This is a genomic window from Nocardiopsis camelliae (assembly GCF_028993595.1).
Taxonomy (GTDB): domain Bacteria; phylum Actinomycetota; class Actinomycetes; order Streptosporangiales; family Streptosporangiaceae; genus Nocardiopsis; species Nocardiopsis dassonvillei.
Genome location: NZ_CP118614.1, coordinates 4,307,359 through 4,333,358 on the forward strand (window position 1 = coordinate 4,307,359; position 26,000 = coordinate 4,333,358).

General features: G+C 72.7%; 24 protein-coding genes. 17 read left to right on the forward strand and 7 right to left on the reverse strand.

All coding sequences use genetic code 11. The features are described from left to right. Positions 1-135: 135 nt before the first annotated feature. The 3 genes from PV789_RS18790 to PV789_RS18800 all read right to left on the reverse strand — a co-directional run bounded on the left by PV789_RS18790 (position 136) and on the right by PV789_RS18800 (position 2,530). Complete coding sequence (locus tag PV789_RS18790) at positions 136-909, reverse strand: hypothetical protein (RefSeq protein WP_274973866.1); 774 nt, start codon at positions 907-909, stop codon at positions 136-138. Beyond that, a complete protein-coding gene (locus PV789_RS18795) occupies positions 906-1,379 on the reverse strand; it encodes a hypothetical protein (RefSeq protein ID WP_274973867.1) in 474 nt (157 codons plus the stop codon). Before PV789_RS18795 ends, PV789_RS18790 begins: the two co-directional genes overlap by 4 nt. Positions 1,380-1,519: 140 nt before the next feature. Next, complete coding sequence (locus PV789_RS18800) at positions 1,520-2,530, reverse strand: YihY/virulence factor BrkB family protein (RefSeq protein ID WP_274973868.1); 1,011 nt, start codon at positions 2,528-2,530, stop codon at positions 1,520-1,522. 128 nt (positions 2,531-2,658) lie between these two features. Here PV789_RS18800 and PV789_RS29825 point away from each other — a divergent pair, with 128 nt between their 5' ends. From PV789_RS29825 to PV789_RS18845, 10 genes are all read left to right on the forward strand, one after another. Next, the gene (locus tag PV789_RS29825; protein WP_017564358.1) at positions 2,659-2,748 is read left to right on the forward strand and encodes a putative leader peptide; all 90 of its coding nucleotides are present in this window, start codon (positions 2,659-2,661) and stop codon (positions 2,746-2,748) included. A 179-nt stretch (positions 2,749-2,927) separates the two neighbouring features. After that, complete coding sequence (locus PV789_RS18805; protein WP_274973869.1) at positions 2,928-4,625, forward strand: nitrite/sulfite reductase; 1,698 nt, start codon at positions 2,928-2,930, stop codon at positions 4,623-4,625. 127 nt (positions 4,626-4,752) lie between these two features. Next, positions 4,753-4,959, forward strand: coding sequence for a hypothetical protein (locus PV789_RS18810; RefSeq protein WP_013153834.1), 207 nt, complete (start codon positions 4,753-4,755; stop codon positions 4,957-4,959). After that, the gene (locus PV789_RS18815; protein ID WP_274973870.1) at positions 4,956-5,660 is read left to right on the forward strand and encodes a phosphoadenylyl-sulfate reductase; all 705 of its coding nucleotides are present in this window, start codon (positions 4,956-4,958) and stop codon (positions 5,658-5,660) included. The genes PV789_RS18810 and PV789_RS18815 overlap by 4 nt, the downstream gene beginning before the upstream one ends. Positions 5,661-5,775: 115 nt before the next feature. Beyond that, entirely contained in the window at positions 5,776-6,567 is a 792-nt protein-coding gene (locus tag PV789_RS18820) for a sirohydrochlorin chelatase (protein WP_274973871.1), read from the forward strand. Positions 6,568-6,978: 411 nt separating this feature from the next. Beyond that, on the forward strand, positions 6,979-7,668 hold the full coding sequence (locus PV789_RS18825; protein ID WP_274973872.1) for a pyridoxine/pyridoxamine 5'-phosphate oxidase: 690 nt from the start codon (positions 6,979-6,981) through the stop codon (positions 7,666-7,668). A 361-nt stretch (positions 7,669-8,029) separates the two neighbouring features. Then, a complete protein-coding gene (locus PV789_RS18830; RefSeq protein WP_274973873.1) occupies positions 8,030-9,661 on the forward strand; it encodes an acyl-CoA dehydrogenase family protein in 1,632 nt (543 codons plus the stop codon). A 438-nt stretch (positions 9,662-10,099) separates the two neighbouring features. Then, complete coding sequence (gene glgX, locus PV789_RS18835) at positions 10,100-12,262, forward strand: glycogen debranching protein GlgX (protein WP_274973874.1); 2,163 nt, start codon at positions 10,100-10,102, stop codon at positions 12,260-12,262. 288 nt (positions 12,263-12,550) lie between these two features. Continuing rightward, positions 12,551-13,360 (forward strand): dihydrofolate reductase family protein, encoded by an 810-nt coding sequence (locus PV789_RS18840; RefSeq protein ID WP_274973875.1) that lies wholly within the window; start codon positions 12,551-12,553, stop codon positions 13,358-13,360. Between the two features lie 174 nt (positions 13,361-13,534). Next, positions 13,535-14,320 (forward strand): GntR family transcriptional regulator, encoded by a 786-nt coding sequence (locus tag PV789_RS18845; RefSeq protein WP_274973876.1) that lies wholly within the window; start codon positions 13,535-13,537, stop codon positions 14,318-14,320. A gap of 109 nt (positions 14,321-14,429) precedes the next feature. Here PV789_RS18845 and PV789_RS18850 read toward each other — a convergent pair whose 3' ends face one another. After that, positions 14,430-14,861: a hypothetical protein gene (locus PV789_RS18850; protein ID WP_268742141.1), complete on the reverse strand. Its 432-nt coding sequence runs from the start codon at positions 14,859-14,861 to the stop codon at positions 14,430-14,432. Between the two features lie 205 nt (positions 14,862-15,066). Here PV789_RS18850 and msrB point away from each other — a divergent pair, with 205 nt between their 5' ends. The 3 genes from msrB to PV789_RS18865 all read left to right on the forward strand — a co-directional run bounded on the left by msrB (position 15,067) and on the right by PV789_RS18865 (position 17,230). Beyond that, positions 15,067-15,510 (forward strand): peptide-methionine (R)-S-oxide reductase MsrB, encoded by a 444-nt coding sequence (msrB, locus tag PV789_RS18855; protein ID WP_248771118.1) that lies wholly within the window; start codon positions 15,067-15,069, stop codon positions 15,508-15,510. A 261-nt stretch (positions 15,511-15,771) separates the two neighbouring features. Continuing rightward, a complete protein-coding gene (locus PV789_RS18860; RefSeq protein WP_274973877.1) occupies positions 15,772-16,440 on the forward strand; it encodes a phosphatidylserine decarboxylase in 669 nt (222 codons plus the stop codon). Next, positions 16,427-17,230 (forward strand): CDP-alcohol phosphatidyltransferase family protein, encoded by an 804-nt coding sequence (locus PV789_RS18865; RefSeq protein ID WP_248771119.1) that lies wholly within the window; start codon positions 16,427-16,429, stop codon positions 17,228-17,230. Before PV789_RS18860 ends, PV789_RS18865 begins: the two co-directional genes overlap by 14 nt. A gap of 312 nt (positions 17,231-17,542) precedes the next feature. Here the strand turns inward: PV789_RS18865 and hemQ are convergent, their stop codons facing one another. Next, a complete protein-coding gene (gene hemQ / locus PV789_RS18870) occupies positions 17,543-18,253 on the reverse strand; it encodes a hydrogen peroxide-dependent heme synthase (RefSeq protein WP_274973878.1) in 711 nt (236 codons plus the stop codon). Then, complete coding sequence (gene hemG / locus PV789_RS18875; protein ID WP_274973879.1) at positions 18,250-19,716, reverse strand: protoporphyrinogen oxidase; 1,467 nt, start codon at positions 19,714-19,716, stop codon at positions 18,250-18,252. Before hemG ends, hemQ begins: the two co-directional genes overlap by 4 nt. Positions 19,717-19,910: 194 nt before the next feature. Between hemG and PV789_RS18880 the strand changes: the two genes are divergently transcribed. Beyond that, the gene (locus PV789_RS18880) at positions 19,911-21,017 is read left to right on the forward strand and encodes a DUF4349 domain-containing protein (RefSeq protein WP_274973880.1); all 1,107 of its coding nucleotides are present in this window, start codon (positions 19,911-19,913) and stop codon (positions 21,015-21,017) included. A 382-nt stretch (positions 21,018-21,399) separates the two neighbouring features. On the opposite strand, the gene hemE is transcribed toward PV789_RS18880, so the two are convergent. Then, the gene (hemE, locus tag PV789_RS18885) at positions 21,400-22,425 is read right to left on the reverse strand and encodes a uroporphyrinogen decarboxylase (RefSeq protein ID WP_268742687.1); all 1,026 of its coding nucleotides are present in this window, start codon (positions 22,423-22,425) and stop codon (positions 21,400-21,402) included. A gap of 307 nt (positions 22,426-22,732) precedes the next feature. Here hemE and PV789_RS18890 point away from each other — a divergent pair, with 307 nt between their 5' ends. The 3 genes from PV789_RS18890 (at position 22,733) to PV789_RS18900 (ending at position 25,889) form a co-directional block, all read left to right on the forward strand. Beyond that, a complete protein-coding gene (locus tag PV789_RS18890; protein WP_047868339.1) occupies positions 22,733-23,308 on the forward strand; it encodes a DUF3000 domain-containing protein in 576 nt (191 codons plus the stop codon). An 89-nt stretch (positions 23,309-23,397) separates the two neighbouring features. Next, positions 23,398-24,651 (forward strand): ribonuclease D, encoded by a 1,254-nt coding sequence (locus PV789_RS18895; protein ID WP_274978177.1) that lies wholly within the window; start codon positions 23,398-23,400, stop codon positions 24,649-24,651. A gap of 200 nt (positions 24,652-24,851) precedes the next feature. Continuing rightward, the gene (locus tag PV789_RS18900) at positions 24,852-25,889 is read left to right on the forward strand and encodes a tetratricopeptide repeat protein (protein WP_274978178.1); all 1,038 of its coding nucleotides are present in this window, start codon (positions 24,852-24,854) and stop codon (positions 25,887-25,889) included. Positions 25,890-26,000: the final 111 nt, after the last annotated feature.

Below are 26,000 nucleotides of genomic sequence, written 5' to 3' on the forward strand. Positions count from 1 at the left end.
ATGGGATGCGGCTGGTGCCGTGGGCATCACCGTCACCATGGAGTGGACACCTGGGGAAGATATTTAGTTCACACCGAAAATGGCCGGATCTGGCCACCTGGTTCCCACCGGACGCACGCGTAGCAGCTCAGGGCCTCACCAGGGCGGAACCCGGACGAGGCGGAAGTACTCGCCGGGGCGCGAGCGCCGGTCGGCGTTGGCCCGGCGGTCCGGACTGGCCGGTTCGACCGTGAAGTGGACCGCGGCACCGGGTTCGGGCGTGAAGGGGACGGGGGTGTTGGTGAGCCTGCCGAGGCCGCCCTGGATGCGGTGCGGCCCCGGAGGGAGGCCGAGCACGAGGGTCTGGCCGGGGCCGAGCGTACCGACCCGGTCGCCGTCCACGAGGATCCGGTAGTCGACGAGCATGTCGAACCTCCCTCGGTCGATGCGGTGGACCAGCACCGGGCTCCAGCCCGGCGGCACCTGCTCCGGACTCCGGATACCGATGACCTTGGGGCCGGTGAGTTCGGGCCGGGCGAGCGCCTCGCGCAGCTGTTGGCGTTCGCGTCTGCCGGCGGCGAGGGAGAGCGCGAAGGCCGCGTAGGAGACCAGCAACAACGGCACCAGTGTCCACACGGCGTTGGAGACGATCGAGAAGAGCGCGAACAGCCCGTGGAAGGCGATCAGAAGCCACCACAGACGCGTCACGCGGAAGGGGTGCCGCGAGTTGTGGATCCGTTGGAGTTCGCCGGAGGTCGGTTCCGCGTTGGTACCCGCCCAGAGCCCGACCGGGTAGAGCAGCAGGAACGCGAGGAAGATCCCGGCGGCCACCGGAACGGGGTTGCCGGTGATCCCCACCCATCCGGCGATCAGGGCGCACGCCACCAGGCCGATCCCCGCCTCCTGGACCAGCAGGAAGGACGCCCTCACGACCGCCACCGCCGTTCGCGCACGAAGGCCTCCGTGCCGAGGGCCGGTGGGACGAGGACGACCAGGTGGAGGGCCAGCAGTGGCAGCGGAAGGGCCCCGGCGCGGAGGTCCCAGACGCCGACGAGGAGGAAGAGCGCGCCAGCGACCCACAACATGCTCAGCATGATGATCTCCATCAGCGGCGACCCGGTCGGATGCCGCCGCCGTTCGATCATCCCCGGGAGGAAGCGCATGTACAGGAGGGGCATCAGGACCAGGACCGACAGCACCATGATGAAAATCCCGAAGTAGATCTCGCTGCCACTCCTCAGGTACATGCGCAGGGTGTGTGTGAGCATCAGCAGGGGCAGGCCGAACGAGGCGTAGAACATGGTCTTCGAGCCGCCGAGCACGGTCTCGACGGTGACGGGCACGGAGTCACCGTCGTCCTCGTCCGTTGGGGGGACGGCGTCCGGTGGGGGAACGGTCATGGGGGGACGGCCTCTCACGGGCGGCGCCGTCCGGGCTCGGGTGCGGCGGGATCGCGGCCTCCCGCCCGTCGGCACGACAAAACTACCGGCGCGACAGGACTTTCCGGAATTTCCGGACACCGAAGTACGACCGGAACCGGTCAGTGCCCGTTGCTCTCCACGATCGCGTCGATGAACGCCTGCTCCCGCCGCTGGACGAGCCGGTTGGCCCGCTCGAAGTCCCGGTTGGCGATCTCCGCCCGGGCGGCGGCCGTGCGGGGCATGGGCCACATCGAGTCGATCTCGGCGTTGAAGGACGACCCCACCAGCACGGCGATCGCCATCACGAACAGCCAGGCCAGGATGGCGATCGGCGCCGCCAGGGAGCCGTAGATGGTCACCTGCCCGAAGGAGGCGTCCAGGTAGATCCGCAGCGCCACCGAGCCCGTGATCAGCACCAGCGCGGCCAGCAGTGCCCCCGGCAGGTGGCGCCACAACGGGGTGCGCACCGGCACGCTCAGGGCGTACAGCAGGGTGACCGCGGCGACGGCGAGCAGAGCGACGGTCGGCCAGTAGAACAGGTTGAGCCGCCCCACGGTCATCGGCAGCAACCGGTTGATCAGGTCCGGCCCGGCCACCAGGACCGGCAGCAGGAGGATCGCGAACAGCAGCCCGCCCAGGTAGGCGACGAAGGCCAGCACCCGCTGGCGCAGCCAGCCGCGCAGCTCGTCCAGGCCGTAGGAGATCGTGATCGAGCGGATGAAGACGTTCATCGCCCGCGACCCCGACCACAGCGACACCAGGAACGTCACCGACAGGACTCCGCCCGGCACTCCCCCGAGGAAGTCGTCCACGAGCGGCTCGACCACGCTGTCCACCGTGTCCGGGGTCAGCACCCGCGCGGTCAGGTCCAGGATCCACAGCCGGATCTCCTCGACGAAGTCCTCGCCGAGCACGACGGTCAGCGGGCCCAAAGCGCCCAGGAGGCCCAGCATGAGCGCGGGCAGGGAGATGAGGGTGAAGAAGGCCGACTCGGCGGCCAGCCCGACGACCCGGTCGCGGGCGAAGGCCCGGACCGTGCGCAGGACGAGGAGCATCCCGCTGCGCAGGCGGGCACGACGTCTCAGCCACCCGTCCACGGCGTACCACAGCCGCTCCCAGAAACCCGCCACGGAGGAAACGTTAGCGCTCCTCAGGGGCCGCCCGGCGCCACGGGCGCGCGTACCGAGTGACGTGACTCACTCCGGGGCGCTCAGACCCCGTCTGGACAAAGCGTCGACGCCCGTGACATTCTCATTACATGATCGCTGCTCTGGACCCCATGCTCTACGTGCGCCGTCACGTGGACTTCCTGCGGGTCGGCAGCGCCATCTGTTGCAGCGTCGGTTAATCTCACCGCCCTTTGACGCACCCCAGGGGTGCGCGCGGCACCGGCGCCCTGCCTTCTCTCCTCTTCCCACACGCGGATCCCACCCGATCGCCAGCACGACGATGTGCGCGCGACGCGGGCATGCGGTGCGGGCGCCGGGGCTGTGAGCACCCCGCGACACCTCATCGGAGACACCCGCGATGCCTCCCTCTTCCGCGCAGCCCGGCAGGACAGCGACCGCGGCCAAGCCGCGACGCCGCCGTGGTGAGGGCCAGTGGGCCCTCGGCTACCACGAGCCGCTGAACAAGAACGAGGAGAACAAGAAGAACGACGACGGGCTCAACGTCCGCGATCGGATCATCAACATCTACTCCAAGGGCGGGTTCGACTCGATCGACCCCGCCGACCTGCGCGGACGGTTCCGCTGGTTCGGCCTGTACACCCAGCGCGCGCCGGGCATCGACGGCGGCAAGACCGCCATCCTGGAGCCCGAGGAGCTCGACGACCGCTACTTCATGCTGCGGGTGCGCATCGACGGGGGCCAGCTGACGGTCGCCCAGCTGCGCGCCGTCGCCGAGATCTCCCGCGACTACGGGCGCGACACCGCCGACATCACCGACCGCCAGAACGTCCAGTACCACTGGATCCGGGTGGAGGACGTCCCGGCGATCTGGGAGAAGCTGGAGTCGGTGGGCCTGTCCACCATGGAGGCCTGCGGCGACACCCCGCGCGTCATCCTGGGCTGTCCGCTGGCCGGGGTCGCCGAGGAGGAGGTCATCGACGCGGGTCCCGCGATCCGCGAGATCTACGACGACCACATCGGCAGCGAGCTGTACTCCAACCTGCCGCGCAAGTTCAAGACCTCGGTGTCGGGGTGCACGGTGCACTGCGTCAACCACGAGATCAACGACGTGGCGTTCGCGGGCGTGCGCAACGAGGCGGGCGAGGCGGGCTACGACCTGTTCGTCGGCGGCGGCCTGTCCACGAACCCGATGTTCGCCCAGCGCCTGGGCGCGTTCGTGCGCCCGGACCAGGTGAGCGAGGTGTGGGCCGGGGTCTGCGGGATCTTCCGCGACTACGGCTACCGGCGCCTGCGCACCCGCGCCCGGATCAAGTTCCTCATCAAGGACTGGGGCGCGCAGAAGTTCCGCGACGTCCTGGAGAAGGAGTACCTGGGCTACGCCCTGCCCGACGGTCCCGCCGTCGAACTGGACTCGGGCCTGCGCCGCGACCACGTGGGCGTGCACCGCCAGAAGGACGGCAGGTTCTACGTGGGCTTCGCGCCCAAGGTGGGCCGGGTTTCGGGCACCGCGCTGCTGCGCGTCGCCGACATCGCCGAGGAGCACGGTTCGGACCGCGTCCGCACCACCGCCGACCAGAAGCTGGTCATCCTCGACGTGGAGGAGGACCGGGTCGCCTCGATCACCTCCGCCCTGGAGACGGAGGGGCTCCAGGTCAACCCGAGCGTGTTCCGCCGCCAGACGATGGCCTGCACCGGCATCGAGTTCTGCAAGCTGGCGATCGTGGAGACCAAGGACCGCGCGGCCACCCTGATCGACGAACTGGAGAAGCGGCTGCCCGACTTCGAGGAGCCGCTGACCATCAACGTCAACGGCTGCCCGAACTCGTGCGCGCGCATCCAGGTCGCCGACATCGGCCTCAAGGGACAGCTCGTCATGAACTCCGAGGGCGAGCAGGTCGAGGGCTACCAGATCCACCTGGGCGGCGGCATGGGGCTGACCCAGTCCTTCGGCAAGAAGATCCGCGGACTCAAGGCCACCGCCGACGAACTGCCCGACTACGTCGAGCGGGTCGTGCGCCGGTTCCAGGACCAGAAGGAGGATGGCGAGTCGTTCGCCTCCTGGGTCGGCCGGGCCGAGGACGCCGACCTGAAGTAGTCCGTCCGGGCGGTCGGGACCGCCGCGGCCCCCGGCCGCAGCACCGGGGCCGGTCCGCGTGCGGACCGGCCCGGCCCACGGCCGCGAAACGACCTGGAAGACCCCGAGCGAGAGGAAGAGGTGCGCCGTGTCCGAGAGGGCCGCACCCCACTACTGCCCCTACTGCGGCGACGAGGACCTCGTGCCCGAGGAAGGCGCCGCCGTCAAGGGAGAGGGTTACCCCTGGGCCTGCCTGTCCTGTGCCCGGGTGTTTCGGGTCAAGTACGTCGGGTTGCGCTCCGCGTCCTTCTCCGCGGGAGGCGCCCCCTCCAGACCGACGGAAGGGAACTCATGAACTCCACCACCATCACCCCCGTGGGCGGTCCCGAGCTCGCCGAGCGGGCCGCACGTGAACTGGAGGAGGCCTCCGCCCCTGAGATCATCTCCTGGGCCTCCGAGACCTTCGGCGACCAGCTGTGCATGACCTCGTCCATGGCCGACGCGCTCATGGTCGACCTGGTCTCCAGGACGGTGCCGGGGATCGACGTCATCTTCCTCGACACCGGCTACCACTTCCCCGAGACCATCGGCACCCGTGACGCCGTGGCCTCCGTGTACGACATCAACCTCGTCAACGTCGAGCCCACCCGCACGGTGGCTGAGCAGGACCTGGCCCTGGGCCCGCGCCTGCACGGGCGCGACCCCGGCATCTGCTGCCACCTGCGCAAGGTCGAGCCGCTCCAGCGGGCCCTGGAGCCCTACGCCGCGTGGCTGACCGGCCTGCGCCGGGAGGACTCGGCGACCCGCCGCGACACCCCGGTCGTGCAGTGGGACCGGCGTCGGCGGATGACCAAGGTCAACCCGATCGCCCGGTGGACCCAGGACCGGGTGGACGCCTACATGGCCGAGAACGGGGTCATCGTGAACCCGCTCCAGTACGACGGCTACCCCTCGATCGGCTGCGAGCCGTGCACGCGGCGGGTGGCCCCGGGAGAGGACCCGCGCAGCGGCCGGTGGTCCGGCACGGGCAAGACCGAGTGCGGAATCCACGTTTGAGGGCGCAAGCGGCGGCCGGGCCGCGCGGCCCGGCTGCGGCTCCGCCGCGTTCCGGCGGTGCCGGGGGCGGCAGTGTCGGGGGCGGCGGTGCTCGGAGGCGAGGAGGAGGACGGCCATGACGGTGGGCGGAACCGGAACGCGCGGCGGCGGAGGCCGGGACGGGGGCGTGCCCCTGCTGGCGGTGGCGCACGGCAGCGCGGACCCGAGGTCGGCGCGGGCCGTGTCGGCGGTGTTCGACCGGGTGCGGTCGCTGCGGCCGGAGCTCGACGTGCGCGTGTCCTACCTGGACCACGTGGCGCCCTCCGCGCGGGACGCTCTGGAGGAGCTGGCCGCGCGCGGGGCGGGTGAGGCGGTGGTGCTGCCGACGCTGCTGACGGCGGCCTACCACAGCAAGGTGGACCTGCCGAAGGTTCTGGCGGACGCGCGCGGGCGCAGCCCGTGGCTGCGGGTGCGCTACGCCGACACCCTGGGCCCGCACCCGCTGCTGACGGAGGCGGTGGAGCGGCGTCTGGACGAGGCGGGGGTGCGCCCTGACCCCGGCACGGCGCTGGTGCTGGCCTCGGCCGGTTCCAGCGACCCCGGGGCGAACGCGACCGTGGCGGCGATGGCCGCCGAGCTGGCCGGGCGCGGCCCCTGGCGGGAGGTCGTGGCGGCCTACGCGTCCGCGGCCTCCCCCGGTCCGGGGGAGGCGGTGGCCGCCCTGCGCGAGCGGGGGGCGTCGCGGGTGGCCGTGGCCACCTACCTGCTGGCGCCGGGGTTCTTCGCCGACCGGGTGCGCGCCCGGTCGCTGGAGGCGGGTGCGTACGCGGTGTCCGAGGCGCTGGGGGACGTGCCCGAGATGGCAGGGGTGGTGCTGGACCGCTACGACGCCGCGGTGGCGTCGCGGCACGCGACCAGCTCCCGCTGAGGCGCGGGGCGCGGGTCGCCGTCCGGCCGTGGCGGGAAAGCCGTCGGCCGCGGTGTCCGGCGTCCGCGCCGTGGAGGTGCGCGTCCGGACGGAACGGAACAGGTCGGGCGGCGCGGAACAGGGCGCGCGGCGGGGAGCAGGGCGCGCGGGACGGAGGGGCGAACGGGCGGTCCGCTGGGCGGTCCGCCCGTTCGCGTTGCCACGGGCGGGATTGCCGCCAGGCGGGGCGAACGCGGGAACCGGCCAGACGACGGGAACCGGCCGCCTTCCGGCTCCTCCCCCTCCGCGCCCCGAGGGGGCCGCCCGCGGTTGTCCACAACCGCGGGAAGCGGCTTGTCCGCGCGGCCGCGGCCCAGAAGAATCGGAGGTGGGCGTCGCGAACGCGCGCCGGCCGACCGAGGGATCGTGGGGGTGTCCGTGTCAGAGGGGCGGAGTGTGGTGCGCGGCGGTGTCCGGGACCTGTTGCGGGGACTGCCGGTGTTCTCGGGGGCACTGCCGGAGTTCGACCCCGGAGCGGCGCCCGAGGACCCGGCGGAGCTGTTCCCGGAGTGGTTCTCCGGGGCGGTCGAGAGCGGTGTGGCCGAGCCGCACGCGATGACGGTCACGACCGTGGACGAGGCGGGGGCTCCGTCGGCCCGCGTGGTCATCATGAAGGACTTCACGCCCGAGGGCTGGTGGTTCGCCACCACGACCGGCTCGCGCAAGGGGCGGGAGCTGGCCCGCAACCCCGCGGTGGCGCTGCTGTTCCACTGGATCGGGCAGGGCCGTCAGGTGCGGGTGCGCGGGCGGGCGGAGCTGGCCTCCCCGGAGCGGTGCGCCGCCGACTACCTGGCGCGACCGCTGGAGTCGCGGGTGGCCGGTCTGCACGGCAGACAGAGCGAGCCCATGGACGACCTCGCGGACGTGGACCGCGTGGCGCGGGAGAGCCGGGAGCGGCTGGAGCACGATCCGGAGCTGGTTCCCGGGGACTGGGGCCTGTACCTGGTCCGACCGGTCGAGGTGGAGTTCTGGCAGGCCGACCGGGACCGCCGCCACACGCGCCTGCGCTACGCCCGCCCGGGCGCGGACGCGTCCTGGGAACGCGGCCTGCTCTGGCCGTGACCGGGCGAAGGCGTCGCGGCGGGGAGGGAGAGCACCGTACCGCGACGCCGCCCGGAAGGACGGGCTCCGGAACGGGTCGCGGAGGGATCGCCGTGCTGGCTCCCGCCACAGTCGTAGTCGGAGCCCTTCTGGCGCCCGTGTCCGTCGTCTCCGGGAACAGACACGACCCCGGTCCCGTCCAGCGGTCACCGGGACGGGCACGGACCCACGGGCTGCCATGACCGCACCCGCCGTCCCCGGAACCGGCTCACCGGCCCGGGACCCAAGCGTGACCGAACCCGGTTCTGTTCGGTGTGCCGTCCGGGGATAGGATTCCCGCACTCCGACCGCCCACGACCAGCAACGAAAAGAGGTGGCCGCCGTGCCCCCCACACACGAGGTGTTCAACCAGGCGCCCCCGCTCGGCGACTACGCGGCGGCGGAGGACCCGGCGCTCGTGGAGGGCCTGCGGCGCGAGGGCGCCGGATGGGCCGAGGCCGAGGTGCGCGAGGTCGGCGACGCGGCCGGTTCGGAGCGGGTCCGCGCCTGGGGCGAGTCCGCCAACGCCTACCCGCCGGTGCTGCGCACCCACGACCGCTACGGCCACCGGGTGGACGAGGTCGACTACCAGCCCGCCTACCACGTGCTCATGGACCAGGCGGTGGAGCACGGCATGCACGCCGCGCCGTGGGCGGACGGGCGCCCGGGCGCGCACGTGGCCCGCGCCGCCAAGTTCTTCCTGTGGTCCCAGCCCGAGGCGGGCCACGGGTGCCCGGTGTCGATGACCTACGCAGCGGTCCCGGCCCTGCGCCACTCCCCCGAACTGGCGCGGCGGTACGAGCCGCTGCTCACCGCACCCGTCTACGACTTCGGGCTGCGGGCGCCGCACACCAAGCGCGGGCTCCTCGCCGGCATGTCGATGACCGAGAAGCAGGGCGGCTCGGACGTGCGCGCCAACACCACCCGCGCGGTCCCCACCGCCGAGGGGCACCACGTGCTGACCGGGCACAAGTGGTTCACCTCGGCGCCGATGAGCGACTTCTTCCTCACGCTGGCGCAGGCGCCCGAGGGGCTGAGCTGCTTCCTGGTGCCCCGGGTGCTGGAGGACGGCGGCCGCAACGCGCTGCACATCCAGCGGCTCAAGGACAAGCTGGGCAACCGCTCCAACGCGTCGGCGGAGCTGGAGTACGACGGTGCCGTCGCCCATCTGGTCGGCGAGCCGGGCAGGGGCGTGCCCACCATCATCGAGATGGTCAACAGCACCCGGCTCGACTGCGTGATCGGCTCGGCCGCGGGCATGCGCGCCGCGGTGGTGCACGCCCTGCACCACGCCGAGCACCGCAGCGCCTTCGGCGGGGTGCTGGTCGAGCAGCCGCTGATGCGCAACGTGCTCGCCGACCTGGCGCTGGAGTCGGAGGCGGCGACGGCGCTGATGACCCGTCTGGCCGGTGCCGTGGACCGCGCGGTGCGCGGGGACGAGACCGAGGCGGCCTTCCGCCGCCTGGGGGTGGCCGTGGGCAAGTTCTGGGTGACCAAGCGCCAGCCCGCGCACGCCGCCGAGGCGCTGGAGTGCCTGGGCGGCAACGGGTACGTGGAGGAGTCGGGGATGCCCCGGCTGTTCCGGGACTCCCCGCTCAACTCCGTCTGGGAGGGCTCGGGCAACGTGGCCGCGCTGGACGTGCTGCGCGCGATGGGCCGCAGCCCCGAGTCGCTGGAGGCCTTCCTGTCGGAGCTGCGCGCGGCCGCGGGCGTGGACGACCACTACGACGCGGCGGTCAAGCGGTTGGAGCAGGCCCTGGGCGACCCGGAGGAGGCGCAGTACCGGGCGCGGACGGTGGTGGAGCTGATGGCGCTGGTCCTGCAGGCGTCGGTGCTGCTGCGCCACGCGCCCACCCCGGTCGCCGAGGCGTTCACCGCCTCGCGTCTGGGTGGCGAGTGGGGGCACGTGTTCGGCACCCTGCCCAGAGGGGTGGACACCGAGCTGATCCTGGACCGGGCCCGCCCGAGCCGGTGAGGCCGGGGGCGTGCCGTCCTCCTCCGTACCGGGGTTCGGGGGCGCTCTGTCGCGGGTACGGCGGGCACCGGTGGGGGGCCGGGTCCGTGCGCCCCTGTACGGCCCCGGTCGTACCGGCCCCGGAACGCGCTGGACGCGAGGGGAAACCGAGGCGCGCTGAGAGCACACGGACACTATTTCTTAACCCCATAAATCCCGATTACCACCCTTAACCCTGATAATTCCCACAAAAACCCGCAAGAGGGACGGCCGATGAATGATCATCGGCCAGTTCGGCATACTTCGGCGTCCGGAGCGGAACAAAGAAGTCGTCACAGACCACGACCGCCTGCTTCCGGACGGGGAGCGGGCCCGCGCAGACCCTCCGGGAAGGCCGGAGGCACGCGGGTGCGAAGCGCCCCTTCCGAAAGCCCTGATACCAAGAGACTGACGACGCCTATGGTGGAAGTCTGGCCAGGTAGCTCCTATCCGCTCGGTGCGACCTACGACGGGTCCGGCACCAATTTCTCCCTGTTCTCCGAGGCCGCCGAACAGGTGGACCTGTGCCTGTTCGACGACGACGGCGAGGAGACGCGTATACCGCTGACCGAGTACGACGGTTTCGTCTGGCACGGTTACCTTCCCGGCGTCGGGCCGGGACAGCAGTACGGGTACCGCGTCCACGGGCCCTACGCCCCGGAGCAGGGGCTGCGGTGCAATCCGAACAAACTGCTCACCGACCCCTACGCGAAGGCGCTGAACGGCAACCTCACCTGGCACGAATCCCTGTTCAGCTACCACTTCGCCGCGCCGGAGCGCAGGAACACCAAGGACAGCGCGCCCTACGTGCCCAAGTGCGTGGTGGTCAGCCCGTTCTTCGACTGGGGCAACGAGTCCCGGCCCCGTACGCCCTACCACCGCACGGTGATCTACGAGGCGCACGTACGCGGGCTCACCATGCGCCACCCGGGCATCCCCGAACACCAGCGGGGCACCTACTCGGGGCTGGCGCACCCGGTGATGATCGACTACCTCACCTCGCTGGGGGTGACGGCGGTCGAACTCATGCCCGTGCACCACTTCGTGCCCGAGCACGCCATGGTGGCCCGGGGGCTGACCAACTACTGGGGGTACAACACCCTGGCCTTCCTGGCCCCGCACAGCGGGTACGCGGCGCGCGGCTCGCGCGGGCAGCAGGTCCAGGAGTTCAAGGCGATGGTCAAGTCGCTGCACGAGGCGGGCATCGAGGTGCTGCTCGACGTGGTGTACAACCACACCGCCGAGGGCGACCACATGGGGCCCACGCTGTCGCTGCGCGGCATCGACAACCTCAGCTACTACCGGGTCAGCGACGAGGACCAGCGCTACTACCTCGACTACACCGGCTGCGGCAACAGCCTGAACGTGCGCCATCCGCACTCGTTGCAGCTGATCATGGACTCGCTGCGGTACTGGGTCCTGGAGATGCACGTGGACGGGTTCCGCTTCGACCTCGCCTCGGCCCTGGCCCGCGAGTTCCACGACGTGGACCGGCTGAGCACGTTCTTCGACATCGTCCAGCAGGACCCGGTGATCTCGCAGGTCAAGCTGATCGCCGAACCCTGGGACGTGGGCCCGGGCGGCTACCAGGTGGGCAACTTCCCGCCGCTGTGGACCGAGTGGAACGGCAAGTACCGCGACACCGTGCGCGACTACTGGCGGGGCGAGCCCGTGGTGGGCGAGCTGGCCTCGCGCTTGGCCGGGTCCAGCGACCTGTACCAGGACGACGGCCGCCGTCCGGTGGCCTCCATCAACTTCATCACCTGCCACGACGGCTTCACTATGGCCGACCTGGTGTCCTACGACCGCAAGCACAACGAGGCCAACGGCGAGGACAACCGGGACGGCACCGACGACAACCGGTCCTGGAACCACGGTGTGGAGGGGCCCACCGAGGACCCCGAGATCATCACGCTGCGCCGCCGCCAGGTGCGCAACTTCCTCACCACCCTGTACCTGTCGCAGGGGGTGGTGATGCTCTCCCACGGTGACGAGGTGGGACGCACCCAGAACGGCAACAACAACGCCTACTGCCAGGACAACGAGATCGCCTGGATCGACTGGAAGGGCGCCGGGCTCGGTGAGGACGAGGAGCCCGACAACGACCTGCTGGACTACGTGCGCGGGCTGGCGCGGCTGCGCCGCGACCACCCGGTGTTCCGGCGCCGCCGGTTCTTCCGGGGCAGCCCGGTGGGCGGCGCCAAGGCAGGGAAGAGGGGGCTGCCCGACATCGTGTGGCTGCGCCCGAACGGAAAGAAGATGACCGGCGACGACTGGAACTCCACGGGCCAGGCCCTGGGCGTGTTCCTCAACGGGGACGCCATCACCGAGCCCGACCCGCGCGGTCGGCGGATCAGGGACAGTTCGTTCCTGCTGCTGCTCAACAGCGGCCCGGAGACGGTGGACTTCACCGTTCCGGGCACCGAGTACGGCACGGCCTGGGAGACCGTGCTGGACACCGCCGAGCCCGACGTGGAGGGACGGCCGTTCGTGGCGGCCTCCGGTCCGGTGCGGGTGATCGACCGGGCGCTGCTGCTGCTGCGCCGGGTGTCGCACAAGCACACGCCGTCCTCCCGGTTCTGAGGGGTTCGGGCACACGGGCCCCGGAAGCTCCCTGTCGGGAGCTGCCGGGGCCCGTCGGCGTGGACGGCCGGTGGAATACGAAGACGCACGAGGACACTAACGGGGGCCACGGAAAAGCCGGTTCGGCCGGGGCCCGTCGGCGTGCACGCCGCCTCCCTGTTGTCCACAGGAAAAGATCCGCTCTGGCGGCGGCACGGCGCGTTGGAGATGCTGGATGAAAAAGGCTGGGCAGGGGGCTCGCGCCCCCCTCCTCGGGATGCCCAGGACCACCGCCTACTCTGGGTGACCATGTCGAGTACACACACCGGCGCGGACGCCCCCGCCGCCCCCATCGCGTTCCGGCAACTGCTGCCCGTCCCCGGCGGCGCGGACGCGGACCCGGCCGCCGCCTACGCCTACCCCGCCGACCTGGACCGCCCCTGGGTGCGCGCCAACATGGTGGCCAGCGCCGACGGAGGCGCCGTGGGCCCCTCGGGGCGCAGCAGGGACCTGTCCTCGGCGCCCGACCGCAGGATCATGGGCGCGCTGCGCGCCCTGTGCGACGTGGTGCTGGTGGGCGCGGCCACGGCGCGCGTGGAGGGGTACGGACCGGTCCGCGTCCGCAGGGCGTGGGAGGGGCTGCGCGGGGGACGGGCGCGGACACCGGCCGTGGCGGTGGTCTCCCGTTCCCTCGACCTGCCCGCCGATCTGCTCACCGAGGCGCCGCCGCACGCGCGCACCCTGGTGTTCACCACGGGCGGCGCCCCCGCGGACCGGCGCCGCGAGGTGGCCGCACGCGCCGACCTGGTGGTGGTCGAGGGGGACTCGGTGACGCCCGCGCACATCGTGGACGCCCTGGCCGAGCGGGGGCTGCACCGCGTGCTGACCGAGGGCGGCCCGCACCTGCTGTCGGAGTTCGTGGCGGCGGGGCTGCTGGACGAGCTGTGCCTGACCCTGAGTCCGCACCTGCTGGGAGCGGGACCGCCGCGCATCGTGGCGGGAGGGCCGGGGGCTCCCGGAGCGCCGGAGCCCGCCGCCGGCGCGCGGAGCACGCCCGTGCGGATGGCGCACCTGCTGGAGGCGGAGGGGAGCCTGTTCGCGCGTTACGTCAGGGAATAGGGCGTCCGCGGAGGACACACCGGTAACCGCTCGGTTTCGGTCGCCCCACAAACACGCATGAACCATCCCGCAACCGGACATACCCGAGGTGTGCCCTCCACTGGAAACACCGCTGCTGGACCCAGGACACACCGCATTGACGGGGCTTACCGGCTTGGCCCCCCGGCCGAGAGGATGAACGTGGTGCCGACGTCCGAAAACGGATCCCCTCCGGTCTATCGCGGGATAGCCGAGGAACTACGCGAACAGATCCGCTCCGGACGGTACGCCGACGGCGACCGCCTGCCCGGGGAGAACACCCTCATGGAACGCCACGGCGTCGCACGGGCCACCGCGAGGCAGGCGCTCTCCGTACTGATCAACGAGGGCCTGGCCGTGGCCGTGCGCGGCTCGGGCATCTACGTCCGCCTGTTCCGGCCCCTGCGAAGACACGGCGCCCGGCGGCTGTCCCATGACCTGTGGGGCAGCGGGCGCGCGATCTGGCAGGTCGACAGCGAGGACCGCGAGTACGAGGTGGACAGCCTGCGCGTGGACGAGTCGGCGCCCGCCGCGCACGTGGCGCGCGCGCTGGGTCTGGCCGAGGGGGCCGGGGTCGTGCGGCGCTCGCGCCGCTACCTCGTGGACGGGCGTCCGGTGCAGCAGGCCGTCTCGCACCTGCCCCTGGCCGTGCTGGGGGACGGCGGGGAGCCGTCGGCCCGGCGCGTGCGCGACTACGACAGCGGGCCCGGGGGCATCTACGCGCGCCTGGCCGAACTGGGGCACGCCCCGGCGCACTTCACCGAGGAGATCCGGGTGCGCATGCCCACCCCCGAGGAGAACGAGGTGCTGGAACTCGCCCCCGGGACCCCGGTGCTGGAGGTGGCGCGCACCGCGCTGACCGCCGACCACCGGCCGGTGGAGTTCAACGAGATCACCATGGACGGCTCCGCCTACGTGCTGCGGTACGACTTCGACGCCTGAGCCGGGTCCTCGTCCCAGCTCGCTCCCGGGGCCGCGCCGCGCGCCCCCGAGCCAGCGAAAACGGAGGGAGGGACGCCGCTCCGGCGCCCCTCCCCCTCTCGGACCGACTTCAGCGACCGCCTCGTCTGGAGGCGAACACCAGGTACGCCAACGGCAGGAGGACGAGTCCCACCGCCAGTGCACCGGCGGCGGCGAAGGGCAGGGAGTCCGACGCGGTCATGGCCCACCGCGCCATACCGAACCCCAGGACGAGCGCGACCGCCAGCGCGCACACGGCGACGGCCGCGGCGGCGAACAGCAGCGTGCGTTCGCTCCAGGGTTCGGGCCGGGCGCGGTCGGCCCGTACGACCGTGGAGCGGACGCTGAGCTCGGCGGCCCAGCGAAGCTCACGGCCGGTGGTGGCCGCTCCGTCTGCGACGGTCCTCACCAGGGACCGCGCTCCCGCGGTGTTCTGGTCGAGCCACCACAGTCCGTATCGAATCCTGCCCACGCGCAGCGGTCGCCTGCTTACTCCGAGTGCCTGATGCGTTGTAACGGTCATGTCACCTGCCTCAAGTGCACCGTTCGACCACTGACCCTGGCTACAGCCGTACCCTTACCTTTGGCTACCGAACGTCGCATAGGCGGAAGTTAGGAGGATCTGGCCGTTTGGGACGGTTTTCCTGTCCCAAATGTCATATGTGAGTGTTTGCGGCACGAAGGGTGCTGAGGCGGCATCCGCAGCCGATTCGGGGTAGCGTCGTCCCATGGCTGACTCAGCGGACCAGGCCCAGGACAACGGCAGCGGGCCCAAGGACATCCCCCGGACCGACCAGGAATGGCGCGAACGGCTCAACTCCCAGGAGTACGCGGTACTGCGCCAGGCCGCCACCGAACGCCCCTGGACCGGGGAGTACGTGGACACCAAGACCGCCGGGGTCTACCGCTGCCGCGGCTGCGGCGCCGAACTGTTCCGTTCCGGCGAGAAGTTCGAGTCCCACTGCGGATGGCCCAGCTTCTACGACCCGGCCGACTCCGACGCGGTGGTCCTGCACGAGGACCGCTCCCTGGGCATGGTGCGCACCGAGGTGCGGTGCGCCGCGTGCGACTCACACCTGGGCCACGTCTTCCACGGCGAGGGGTACGCCACCCCCACCGACGACCGGTACTGCATCAACTCCGTCGCCCTCACCCTGGAGCCGACCGAGTAGGTTGCCGTACGATCCTGGTGCCGGACGGCGGGACCGGGACCGCCCGAGGACGGCGGCGCGCACCCGCGACCCGTTCTCGGCGGAATCATGAATAATCGCATCCAGCGCACCAACGGCCGGACCCCCGCCGGCCCGCGGGGCGCGGCGCGCAGGGCCGGTCACATCCGAACCCTCCGCCAGCCGGCCCGGGAGCCCCGGGCCGACCCCCGCAGCGGCAACCGATGTGCGGGCGAACCGACAGACCCGCGACGAAAGCGCTCGATGACCGACGACTCACCATTCTCATCCGTCTCCCACCGCCCCGCGGCGCGCCCGCGCCTGGGCATGGCACAGGGGTCGGCCCCGTGGCTGCTGCCCGCGCTGGGAGCCGCCGGAGCCGCCGTCCTGGCCGCACGGGGCTCGCGGGCCCGCACGGCGCTCGCCGTCCCGGTGGTCGCGCTCGCGGCGGGGATGACCTGGTTCTTCCGCGACCCCGAGCGCGGCCCCGCGACCGGCCGGGTGCTGTCCGCGGCGGACGGCGTCGTGCAGAGCCTCGACCCCCAGCCCGACGGGCGGACCAGGGTCGCGGTGTTCATGAACCCCCTCAACGTGCACGTCAACCGTGCCCCCCTCGCCGGCGTGGTGACAGGCGTCGAGCACCGACCCGGCGGCTTCCGCCCCGCATTCGACAAGGACAGCGAGCGTAATGAGCGCGTCATCTGGACCCTTGAAACCGAGATCGGTGCGATCACGGTCGTTCAAATCGCCGGCGCGATGGTCAGGCGTATCGTCCCGTATCTCGCTGCGGGGCAGAAGGTCGAGCAAGGGGAGAGGATCGGTCTCATCCGGTTCGGGTCCAGGGTCGACGTCTACCTTCCGGCCGGGATCGCCCCGGCGGTGGAGGTCGGCCAGAAGGTCCGTGCCGGAGAAACCCGTCTTGACGCCGACTGAGAACGCACTGGCGGCCGACGGGGCCGCCTCCCCCGTTCCGCAGGAGGCTCCCAGGCTGCGCCTGGGCGTGGCCGACTACCTGACGCTCGGCAACGCCCTGTGCGGCTTCCTGGCGGTGTGGGCGCTGGTGGTGGCCCAGTCCGCGCAGGAGGCGGCCGGGATCGCCGGGCCGCTGCCGCGCACGGCCATGGCCACGGTCGTGGGCTTGATGCTGGTCGCGGCCGCCCTGGACGTGCTCGACGGCCGGGTCGCCCGCAAGCTGGGCGGCAGCGGCATGGGCGCGGAGCTGGACAACCTGGCCGACGTGATCAGCTTCGGGTTCGCGCCCGCGTTCTTCTTCGTCGTGTGGGGCATGCGGACCGAGGGCCCGGACCTGCTGCCGGTCGCGGCGGGCGGCGCCGTGCTGCTCGCGGTCATCGTGCGCCTGGCCCGGTTCTCCTGCCAGGCCCCGGGCTCCAGCTACTTCACCGGGCTGCCGTGCCCGTTCGGCGCCATGGCCGTGGTGACGGTGGTCCTGCTGGACCCGCCGCTGATGGCGGGGGTGACGGCGGTGCTGCTCATCTCCTGGCTGATGGTGAGCCGGATGGAGTACCCCAAGCCGCGCGGGCGCAAGGCCCACGCGGTGCTGGGCGTCCTGGCCGTCGGGGTCGCCCTCATGGCCGCGTGGGGCATGGGCCTGCCCGCGGGACAGACGCTCATCTACCTGATGAGCGCCGCCGTGCTGGGCTTCATCGTCACCATCCCGTTCTACGTCCTGGCCGTGCGGCGGGCCGCCGCGGCGCAGGACTGACGCACACGCGCGGGGGCGCCCCGGGGAAGGATCTCCTTCCCCGGGGCGCCCCCGTTCGCGCCGTGGCCGTGCCCCGCCAGCGACTGTTCTGGGCGGACCTCAGCCTGTGCGGGTCGGTCCGGGCGCCCACGGGGTTCTGGAGGGGCCGGAGGCGGGTTCCCGTGGGAGAACTGCGCCGTAGGCGTCCGTTGAGGGTGGTGGCGGGCGACGGGTGGGCACGGGCGAACCCGCCGGAGACACCACCGTGCCTGCTACAACCCCATTCCCGTTCTCCGGGCGCCCGGACACGGACCGGAGCGGAGGCCCGAAGGACTACGGCAGGGACTCGACCAGCTCGGCGACACTCTTGCGGCGGCCGGTGTAGAACGGCACCTCCTCGCGGGTGTGCAGGCGGGCCTTGGCGCCGCGCAGGTGGCGCATCAGGTCCACGATGCGGTGCAGGTCGTCGGCCTCGAAGGCGAGCAGCCACTCGTAGTCGTTGAGCCCGAACGAGGACACCGTGTTGGCGCGCACGTCCGGGTAGGGGGCGGCCATACGGCCGTGCTCGGCGAGCATCGCGCGGCGCTCGTCGTCGGGCAGCAGGTACCACTCGTAGGAGCGCACGAACGGGTACACGCACAGGTGCTCGCGCGGCTCCTCCCCCGCCAGGAAGGCGGGCACGTGGCCGCGGTTGAACTCGGCGGGGCGGTGCAGGCCCACGACCGACCACACCGGGGTGCTCACCCGGCCGATCCGCGTGCGGCGGAAGGCCGTGTAGATGCCCTGGACCTGCTCGGGGGAGTCGGCCACCCACCAGAACATGATGTCGGCGTCGGCGCGGAAGCCCTGGACGTCGTAGCTGCCGCGGGTGGTCACACCCTGCTCGGCGGCCTTGTCCAGGAGCGCGGCCAGTTCGTCGGCCGCGGCGGCGCGGTCGATCCCGTCCAGGGCCTCGACCTTGAAGACCGACCACATGGTGTAGCGGATGAGGGAGTTGAGGTCGCTGCCGTCCTGCTCGACGGCTTCGTTGTGCTGGCCCGTCACGGGTTGACTCCTTGCTGGTTCGTTCCGGCGGCCTCGTCGCCGCTGGTGGGACTGTTGGTCGTGAGGGCGCCCGCCAGGAGGTCGGCCTGTCGGCGGGCGTCGGCGACGCAGGCGGGGATGCCCACGCCGCCGTAGACCGCGCCGCACACCCCCAGGCCGGGGTTGCGGGCGACGTCGGCGCGCACGCGCTCGACGAGGGAGGCGTGGCCGACGGCGTACTGGGGCAGGCCGTCGATCCACCGGGTGACCCGGGTCTGCACCGGCGCCCCGGTCATGCCGGTGACCGTGGCCAGGTCGCGCACGGCGGCCGCGGCCAGCTCCTCGTCGGAGCGCTCCAGGACCCGCTCCTCGCCGAAGCGCCCGATGGAGCAGCGCAGCACCACCAGGTCGTCGCCGGGGTTGGCCGCGGCCAGCTCCTCGGCGATCCAGGGCCACTTGTTGCTGGAGAAGGTGGCGGCCTTGACGGTCAGCCCCTCCCCCGCCGGGACGAGGAAGCCCGTGCCGGTGAGCGGCTCGGGGAAGGCGGACGCTGGCAGGGCCATGGTCACCAGGGCCATGGTGGCGTACTCGACGCCGCCGAGGTCGCGGGAGGCGCCGGGGGCGTGCTCGGCGAGCAGGCGGGCCGCCTCGGGGGCGGGGCAGGCGAGCAGGACGCCGTCGCAGGCGATGCGTTCGTTGCTGTCCAGGCGCACCCGCCAGCCCTCGGGCAGGCGCTCCAGGGCGCGCACCCGCGAGCCCACGCGCAGGCTGTCGGCGTGGCGCTCGGCGAGCGCGCCGACGAGTCCGGCCACGCCGCCGCGCAGGGAGGCGAACACCGGCCCGGTCTTGGTGGGCGCCGCCCCCCGGCCGCGCAGGCTGGTGCGCACGGCGTGCATCAGGGAGCGGTCGCGGCGGGCCATGGGCGCGATCTGCGGCAGCGTGGACTCCAGGGAGAGCCGGTCGGCGCGGCCCGCGTACACGCCGCCCAGGAGGGGCTCGACGAGGCGGTCGACGACCTCCGGGCCCATGCGGGCCCCGACGTAGTCGGCGACGGACACGTCGCCGCGCACCGGTGTGCGCGGGAGCACGAGGTCGAGTCCGGCGCGCAGGGTCCCGGCCCGGGAGAGCACCCCGCTGCGGGCGAGCGCGCGCAGGTCGCCGGGCACGCCCATGAGCTGCCCCTTGGGCAGGGGGCGCACCCGTCCGCGGCTGTAGACGGCGGCGGCGCCGGGCCCGGGGTGCACCACCCGCTCGTCCAGGCCCAGCTCGGAGAACAGGTCCAGCGCCTCGGGTCGGCGGGCGAGCACCGCCTCGGCGCCCGCGTCCACGGACACCCCCGCCACCGGTGAGGCGCGCAGCTTGCCCCCGGGGGCGTCGGAGGCCTCCACCACGGTGACGGCGGCGCCCAGACCACGGAGGCGGTGCGCGGCGGTTAGTCCGGAGACCCCGCCCCCGACCACGACGACGTGCGGTGCTTCAGGCATACCCCCAGCTTCCCAGATGACCTGGGTCACCGTGATCCGCCTTCCCCCGCGACACCCCGTGATTCGCGTCGCGCCGCGGCGGGTCCGCGCGCGGCGCTCCGGGTTCCGGGGCGGCCCCGCCGCCGCACGCCGCCGTTGCGCGGTCGTTACCGCGGGGCCGCAACGGGCGCGCGGCGGAGTACGTCGAAGCGGGCATGGTTACCTCAGCCCTCCCCCCGGCCCGGCGTGTCGCCGGGACCGCGCTCTCCGTGGGCCTGGCGGCCCTGTTGGCCACGTCCTGCGCCTCCCCCATGTCCGACGGCGGCGCCGGGGCCGTCAACGAGTCCGCGGCCGTGGCCCCCGAGTCCGGTGACCGGGCCCTGCCCGAGGAGGGGGCGGGCCAGCAGGGGGCCGCCGAGGAGGGCGGCGGCTCGTCCGTCGGCTCCGAGGTGGAGATCGGCGACCGGGAGCTGGTCCACACCGCCGACCTGGCGGTACGGGTCGAGGACGTGTCCGAGGCGGTAGGGCTCGCCAAGGAGCTGACCCTCGACGCGGGCGGCTACGTCGCCTCGGAGCGGGTGTCCACCCCCCAGGGCGGCTCCCCCGAGGGGTCGCTGACGCTACGCATCCCGGGTGAGGACTACGAGGGCGCCCTGGAGGAGCTGTCGCGGTTGGGCGACCGCTCCAACCTGGAGCGGTCGGTGCAGGACGTCACCGAGGAGGTGGCCGACGTCGAGAGCCGCATCGAGTCCTCCGAGACCGCCCTGGAGACGCTGCGCGGCTACCTGGAGGAGGCCGAGAACGTCGACGAGCTGCTGCGGGTGGAGGGCGAGATCCAGAACCGCCAGGCGGAGCTGGAGGCCTTCCAGGCGCGGCTGGAGGCACTGCGCAACCAGACGGCGTACTCGACGGTGAACCTGACCCTGCTGCCCCCGGAGACCTACCTGGAGGAGCCCTCGGAGGACTCCATCGGGTTCCTCGGCGGTCTGGAGCGCGGCTGGCGCGCCCTGGTGACCTTCGGCCGGGGCGTGGCCGTGGTCGCGGGCTGGCTGCTGCCGTTCCTGGCGGTGGCCGCCGTGCTGGGCGCGTGGCCGCTGTGGTGGTACCGCTCGCGTCGGCGCGCGTCCGCCAAGGGCGCGAAGGACGCGAAGGGCACCTCCTCCGCGGGCGGGCCCGGGACCGGCTCCGCGGAGGGCGCCGCTCCGGTGGGCGCCGCGCCCGGCCGCCCGGCCTCCGGCGACGCCGCCGACGACAGCGCGAGGGGGCAGGACCCCGGCGCGTCCTCCGAGTCCGGCGGGAGGCCGCCCGGGGCCGGGGAGTGAACCCGCGCCGACGGAGCCCGGCCCCGCGCGTCGGGGCCGGGCGGGGACAGGGTCCGTCTTCGAATCGGCCTCAGCCTCTGGAGGGGCCGGTTCGGGTGCCCACGGGGTTCTGGAGGTGTCGCAGGTGAGACCGCGAGGAGGACTGCGCCGTAGGCGTCGGTTGAGGGTGGTGGCGGGCGACGGTGTGGGCACGAGCCGTCTCACCGGAGACACCGCTGTGCTCGCTTCAACCCGATTCCCGCACCGAAGGGCACCCGAACAGCGAAAGTGCTGCGCTTCGCGTCCGTTGAGGGCGGTAGCCCGCCCGCCGCGCAGCTCCCCAGCGAGCGGTGGCGGGCGACGGGCGGGCCGAAGCGAAGCGAAGGTCCCAAGAGAACACTGCTTAGACGGCGGTCTCCTCGTGCACGAACTCGGTGAGCCGCTGGAGCATGTCCGGGTCGGTGCTGGGCAGCACGCCGTGGCCCAGGTTGAAGACGTGGCCGTCGGCGGCGCGGCCCCGGGACAGGATGTCGCGGGTGCGCTCGGCGACGACCTCCCAGGGCGCGAACAGGGTGGCCGGGTCGAGGTTGCCCTGGAGGGCGGTGCCGGGCTGGACGCGCTGGACCGCCTTGTCCAGCGGCACGCGCCAGTCCACGCCCACGACGTCGGCCCCGGCCTCGCTGAGCAGGCTGAGCAGTTCGCCGGTGCCCACGCCGAAGTGGATGCGCGGCACCTCGTGCTGGGCGAGCTGGCCGAAGATCCACGAGGTGTAGGGCAGCACCGAGGCGCGGTAGTCCTCCGCGCTCAGGGCGCCCACCCAGGAGTCGAAGAGCTGGACGGCGCTGGCGCCCGCCTCGATCTGGGTGCGCAGGAAGCCCAGGGCGATCGTGGCCAGGCGGCGCATCAGCTCGTCCCACAGCTCGGGCTCGCCGTACATGAGCGCCTTGGTGTGCTCGTGGTTCTTGGAGGGGCCGCCCTCGATGAGGTACGAGGCCAGGGTGAACGGGGCGCCCGCGAAGCCGATGAGGGGCTTGTCGCCCAGCTCGCCGACCAGCTGGCCCACGGCCTCGGTGATGTAGGGCACGTCGCCGGGTTCGAGCTCGCGCAGCCGCTTGACGCCGGTCGCGTCGCGGATCGGGTCGGCGACCACGGGGCCGACCCCGGGCTTGATGTCGAGGTCGATGCCGATGGCCTTGAGCGGCACGACGATGTCGCTGAAGAAGATCGCGGCGTCGACGTCGTAGCGGCGCACCGGCTGCATCGTGATCTCGGTGATCATGTCGGGGCGCGCGCAGGCCTCAAGCATCGGCACGTCGGCGCGGACCCGTCGGTACTCGGGCAGGGAGCGCCCCGCCTGGCGCATGAACCACACCGGGGTGTGGGACACGGGAAGGCGCCGGCAGGCGCGGAGGAAAGGAGAATCTTGCAGGGTCACCCCTCGATCGTGCCATGCCCCGCCCGGTGCTCCCACTCGGATCGCCGAACCCGTACGCGCCCGTGCGCGCACCGGCGGCGGGGGCCGGGGAGGGCGCGAACCGGCACCGTCGGCGACCGGCCGGTCCCAAGATCATCACAAAACGCCGACACGCCGGGCGAACTCCGACTCGCGGCCCGTGACTCATGCCACGGTCTTTGACGTGCCCACCGTTCCGCCTCCGGCGGGGAGGCGGAGCACGTCCACACGCCCCCGCCCAGACGTGATCGATCACCCCAGAATGAAGGCTGACGTTCCCACCATGCCCGATGTCGGTAGCGCCGAGGACGCACACGAGACGTTCCGGCGAGCGGTCGAGGCCCTGCGCTCACCCCTCCTGCGACCCGAGATCACCGTCCGGGAGATCCCCGCCCCCCAGCGGTTGGCCCCCCACTCCGCCGCGGTCTCGGCCGAGGTGACCGTCCACGGGGAGGAGGTCGCCTGGGGCAGACTCATCGTCCTGTACGACCCCGAGGGCACCCGCGACTGGCCGGGGCCCTTCCGGGTGGTCTGCCAGGCCAACTCCGAACTGGAGTCGGAGATCGCGACCGACCCCCTGCTCGGACCGGTCGCCTGGAGCTGGCTGACCGACGCCCTGGACGCGTGCGGCGCCACGCACCACACGCTGAGCGGCACGGTCACCCGTGCCACCACCGAGGGCTTCGGCACCAAGGCGGACCAGGGCGCCACCACCGAGGTGGAGATGCGCGCCTCCTGGACTCCGGAGTCCGACGACCTGTCCGGGCACGTCCAGGCGTGGACGGCGCTGCTGGCCTCGGCCGCGGGGCTGCCGCCGCTGGACGTCACCGACATCACCGGAAAGCGCTCCCGGCCCTGACCGCCGGCCCCTGTGTCCCCGGGGCCCGCGGCCGGTCCGAATCCGCGTCCGGTGGCGACAGCGCATACCGTAGTGGTGTGGCGAACGCGTTGAACTCCAAGACAGAACCCCGCGAACCAGGCAACGACGACGACGCCGAGAGGGCCCCCCTTCTCCGGGAACCCCGCGAGGGCCTGCCCGAGGTCACCTCCGACGCCGACGCGCTGGCCGGTGTGGTCGCCGCGCTCTCCGCCGGGAGCGGCCCCGTCGCGGTGGACGCCGAACGCGCCTCCGGCTACCGGTACGGGCAGCGCGCCTACCTGGTCCAGCTGCGCCGCGAGGGAGCGGGGTCGGCGCTGATCGACCCCATCGCCTGCCCGGACCTGAGCACGCTCAACGACGCCGTGGGCGGGGCCGAGGTGGTGCTGCACGCCGCGCACCAGGACCTGCCCTGCCTGACCGAGGTCAACCTGCGCCCCCGGAGCCTGTTCGACACCGAACTGGCCGGGCGGCTGCTGGGCTACCAGCGGGTCGGCCTGGGGTTCATGGTGGAGCGGCTGCTCCACCTGCGGCTGGCCAAGGAGCACTCGGCCGTGGACTGGTCCCAGCGCCCGCTGCCGGAGGACTGGCTGCGCTACGCGGCGCTGGACGTGGAGATCCTCATCGACCTGCGGGACTCCCTGGAGGTCGAGCTGGAGGAGACCGGCAAGCTGGAGTGGGCGCGCGAGGAGTTCGCCGCGGTCCTGTCCGCGCCGCCCAAGGAACCGCGCGCCGATCCCTGGCGGCGCACCTCGGGCATCCACCGGGTGCGCAACCAGCGCGCCCTGGCCGCAGTGCGCGAGCTCTGGTACGAGCGCGACCGCATCGCCCAGGAGCGGGACATCTCGCCCGGCCGGGTGCTGCCGGACGCGGCGATCGTGGAGGCGGCCACCGCCATGCCGCGCACCACCACCGAGCTGGCCAAGATCCGGCAGTTCGGCATCAAGCTGGCGCGGCGCTACCTGACCACGTGGATCAAGGCGGTCAACCGGGCGCGCGACATGCCGCAGGCGGAGCTGCCCCGGCCCAACGCGCCGGGCGACGGCCCGCCGCCGGTGAACCGGTGGGGCGACCGGGCGCCGGAGGCGGCGCGGCGGCTGGAGGCGGCCCGGGCCACGGTCACGGGGATCGCCGAGGACGTCGTCATGCCGACCGAGAACCTGCTGCTGCCGGACACGGTGCGCCGTCTGGCGTGGGCGCCGCCGAGGGCGGTGGACCCCGACGCGGTGGGCGCGTTCCTGCGTGAGCGCGGAGCCCGTGAGTGGCAGGTCACCCTGACCGCGGAACCCCTGGCCACCGCGTTGCGGACAGCCGATCAGGCGTAGCGCTTTACCCCGTTCTGACACGATCAACCCAGGAGTGAGCGAACTCACCGTGCCCTCAGGGCGTTTGGTGCCTGTTCCGTAGCCCGGTGTCCGATTAAGTTATAGAAACGTGCCCTGGCGATTTCGGGGTACGGGTTGTCCAACGGGTGTTACGCCGCAGGCCTGGGGCCGCGGTGCGCGATCAGGGGAATGTGGTGATTGTGCTGTCGTTCTGGCGTGCGTTGCTGCGCGAGACCGGACTCAAGGGCGCGACCAGGACCCGGTCCGCCGATACCACCGTGCCCGCGCGTGCGGAGCAACCCGTGGAGAAGCCGAGGGAGCGGCCGACCGAGCGCCCGACCGGGGTCTCCGTGCCGGGCCCCGCGCCGGCGAGCGGTGCGCCCACCGAGCCGCTGGCCCTGACCGGGGCGCGCGAGGAGGCGGCACGGACGGCCTCCAGGGTGGTCCAGGCCCCCGCCCCCACCGCCGGGATGCGGGCCGCGTCCCTGGAGCGGACGCTGCGTTCGCTGGTGGAGCGGCTGGGCACCGAGCACCCGGACACGATCACCGCGCGCAACAACCTGGCGACCAAGTACGCGCAGATGGGGCGCCGTCAGGCCGCGGTGCAGCAGTTCGAGCTGACCCTGGCCGAGGCGGTGGCGGTCTTCGGCGAGGAGCACCCGCGCACCGAGATCATCCGCGAGAACCTGGCCTGGGCCTACGAGGACGCCGGCCGTCCGGCGGACGCCGCGGGGCAGTGGGAGATGCTGCTGCGCGAGCGCGAGCGCCAGTTCGGCTCGGCCGACGAGGACACCGTGGAGGCGCGCATGCGCCTGGCGGTCTGCTACCGGCGCAGCGGCCGCCTGGACGCGGCCGTGGTGCACTACGAGCGGGCCATCGAGGACGTGGCCTCGACCGAGCGCCGTGAGGAGCTGCGGCTGGGGCTGAGCGCGGCGCAGAGCATGTCCGGGCGCTACGAGGACGCGATCGGGCAGCTGCGGATGGTGCTGGCCGGGCGGCGGCGCCGCCTGGGCAAGGGGCACCTGGACACCCTGACGGTGCACCACCGCCTGGGCCGCGCCTACACGCAGGCGGGACGCTCCGACGAGGCGGTGGAGGTGCTGCGCGACGCCTACCGGGTGGCGCTGAACTCCTCCGGCGACCCGGAGGTGCGGCGGCTGACGCTGCGGCTGCGCCGCGACCTGGCGGGCGCCTACAACGCCGCGGGCCGGTACCGCGAGGCCAACGCGCTGCTGTGAGCGGGCGCGGCCTCGCGGGCGCGGCCTTCCTTCGGCGGGGACACCCCGCCGACGGGGACCGCCGGGGTGTCCCACTCCCGCGAAGCGGTCTGCGGGCGGTGGCGGTAGGGG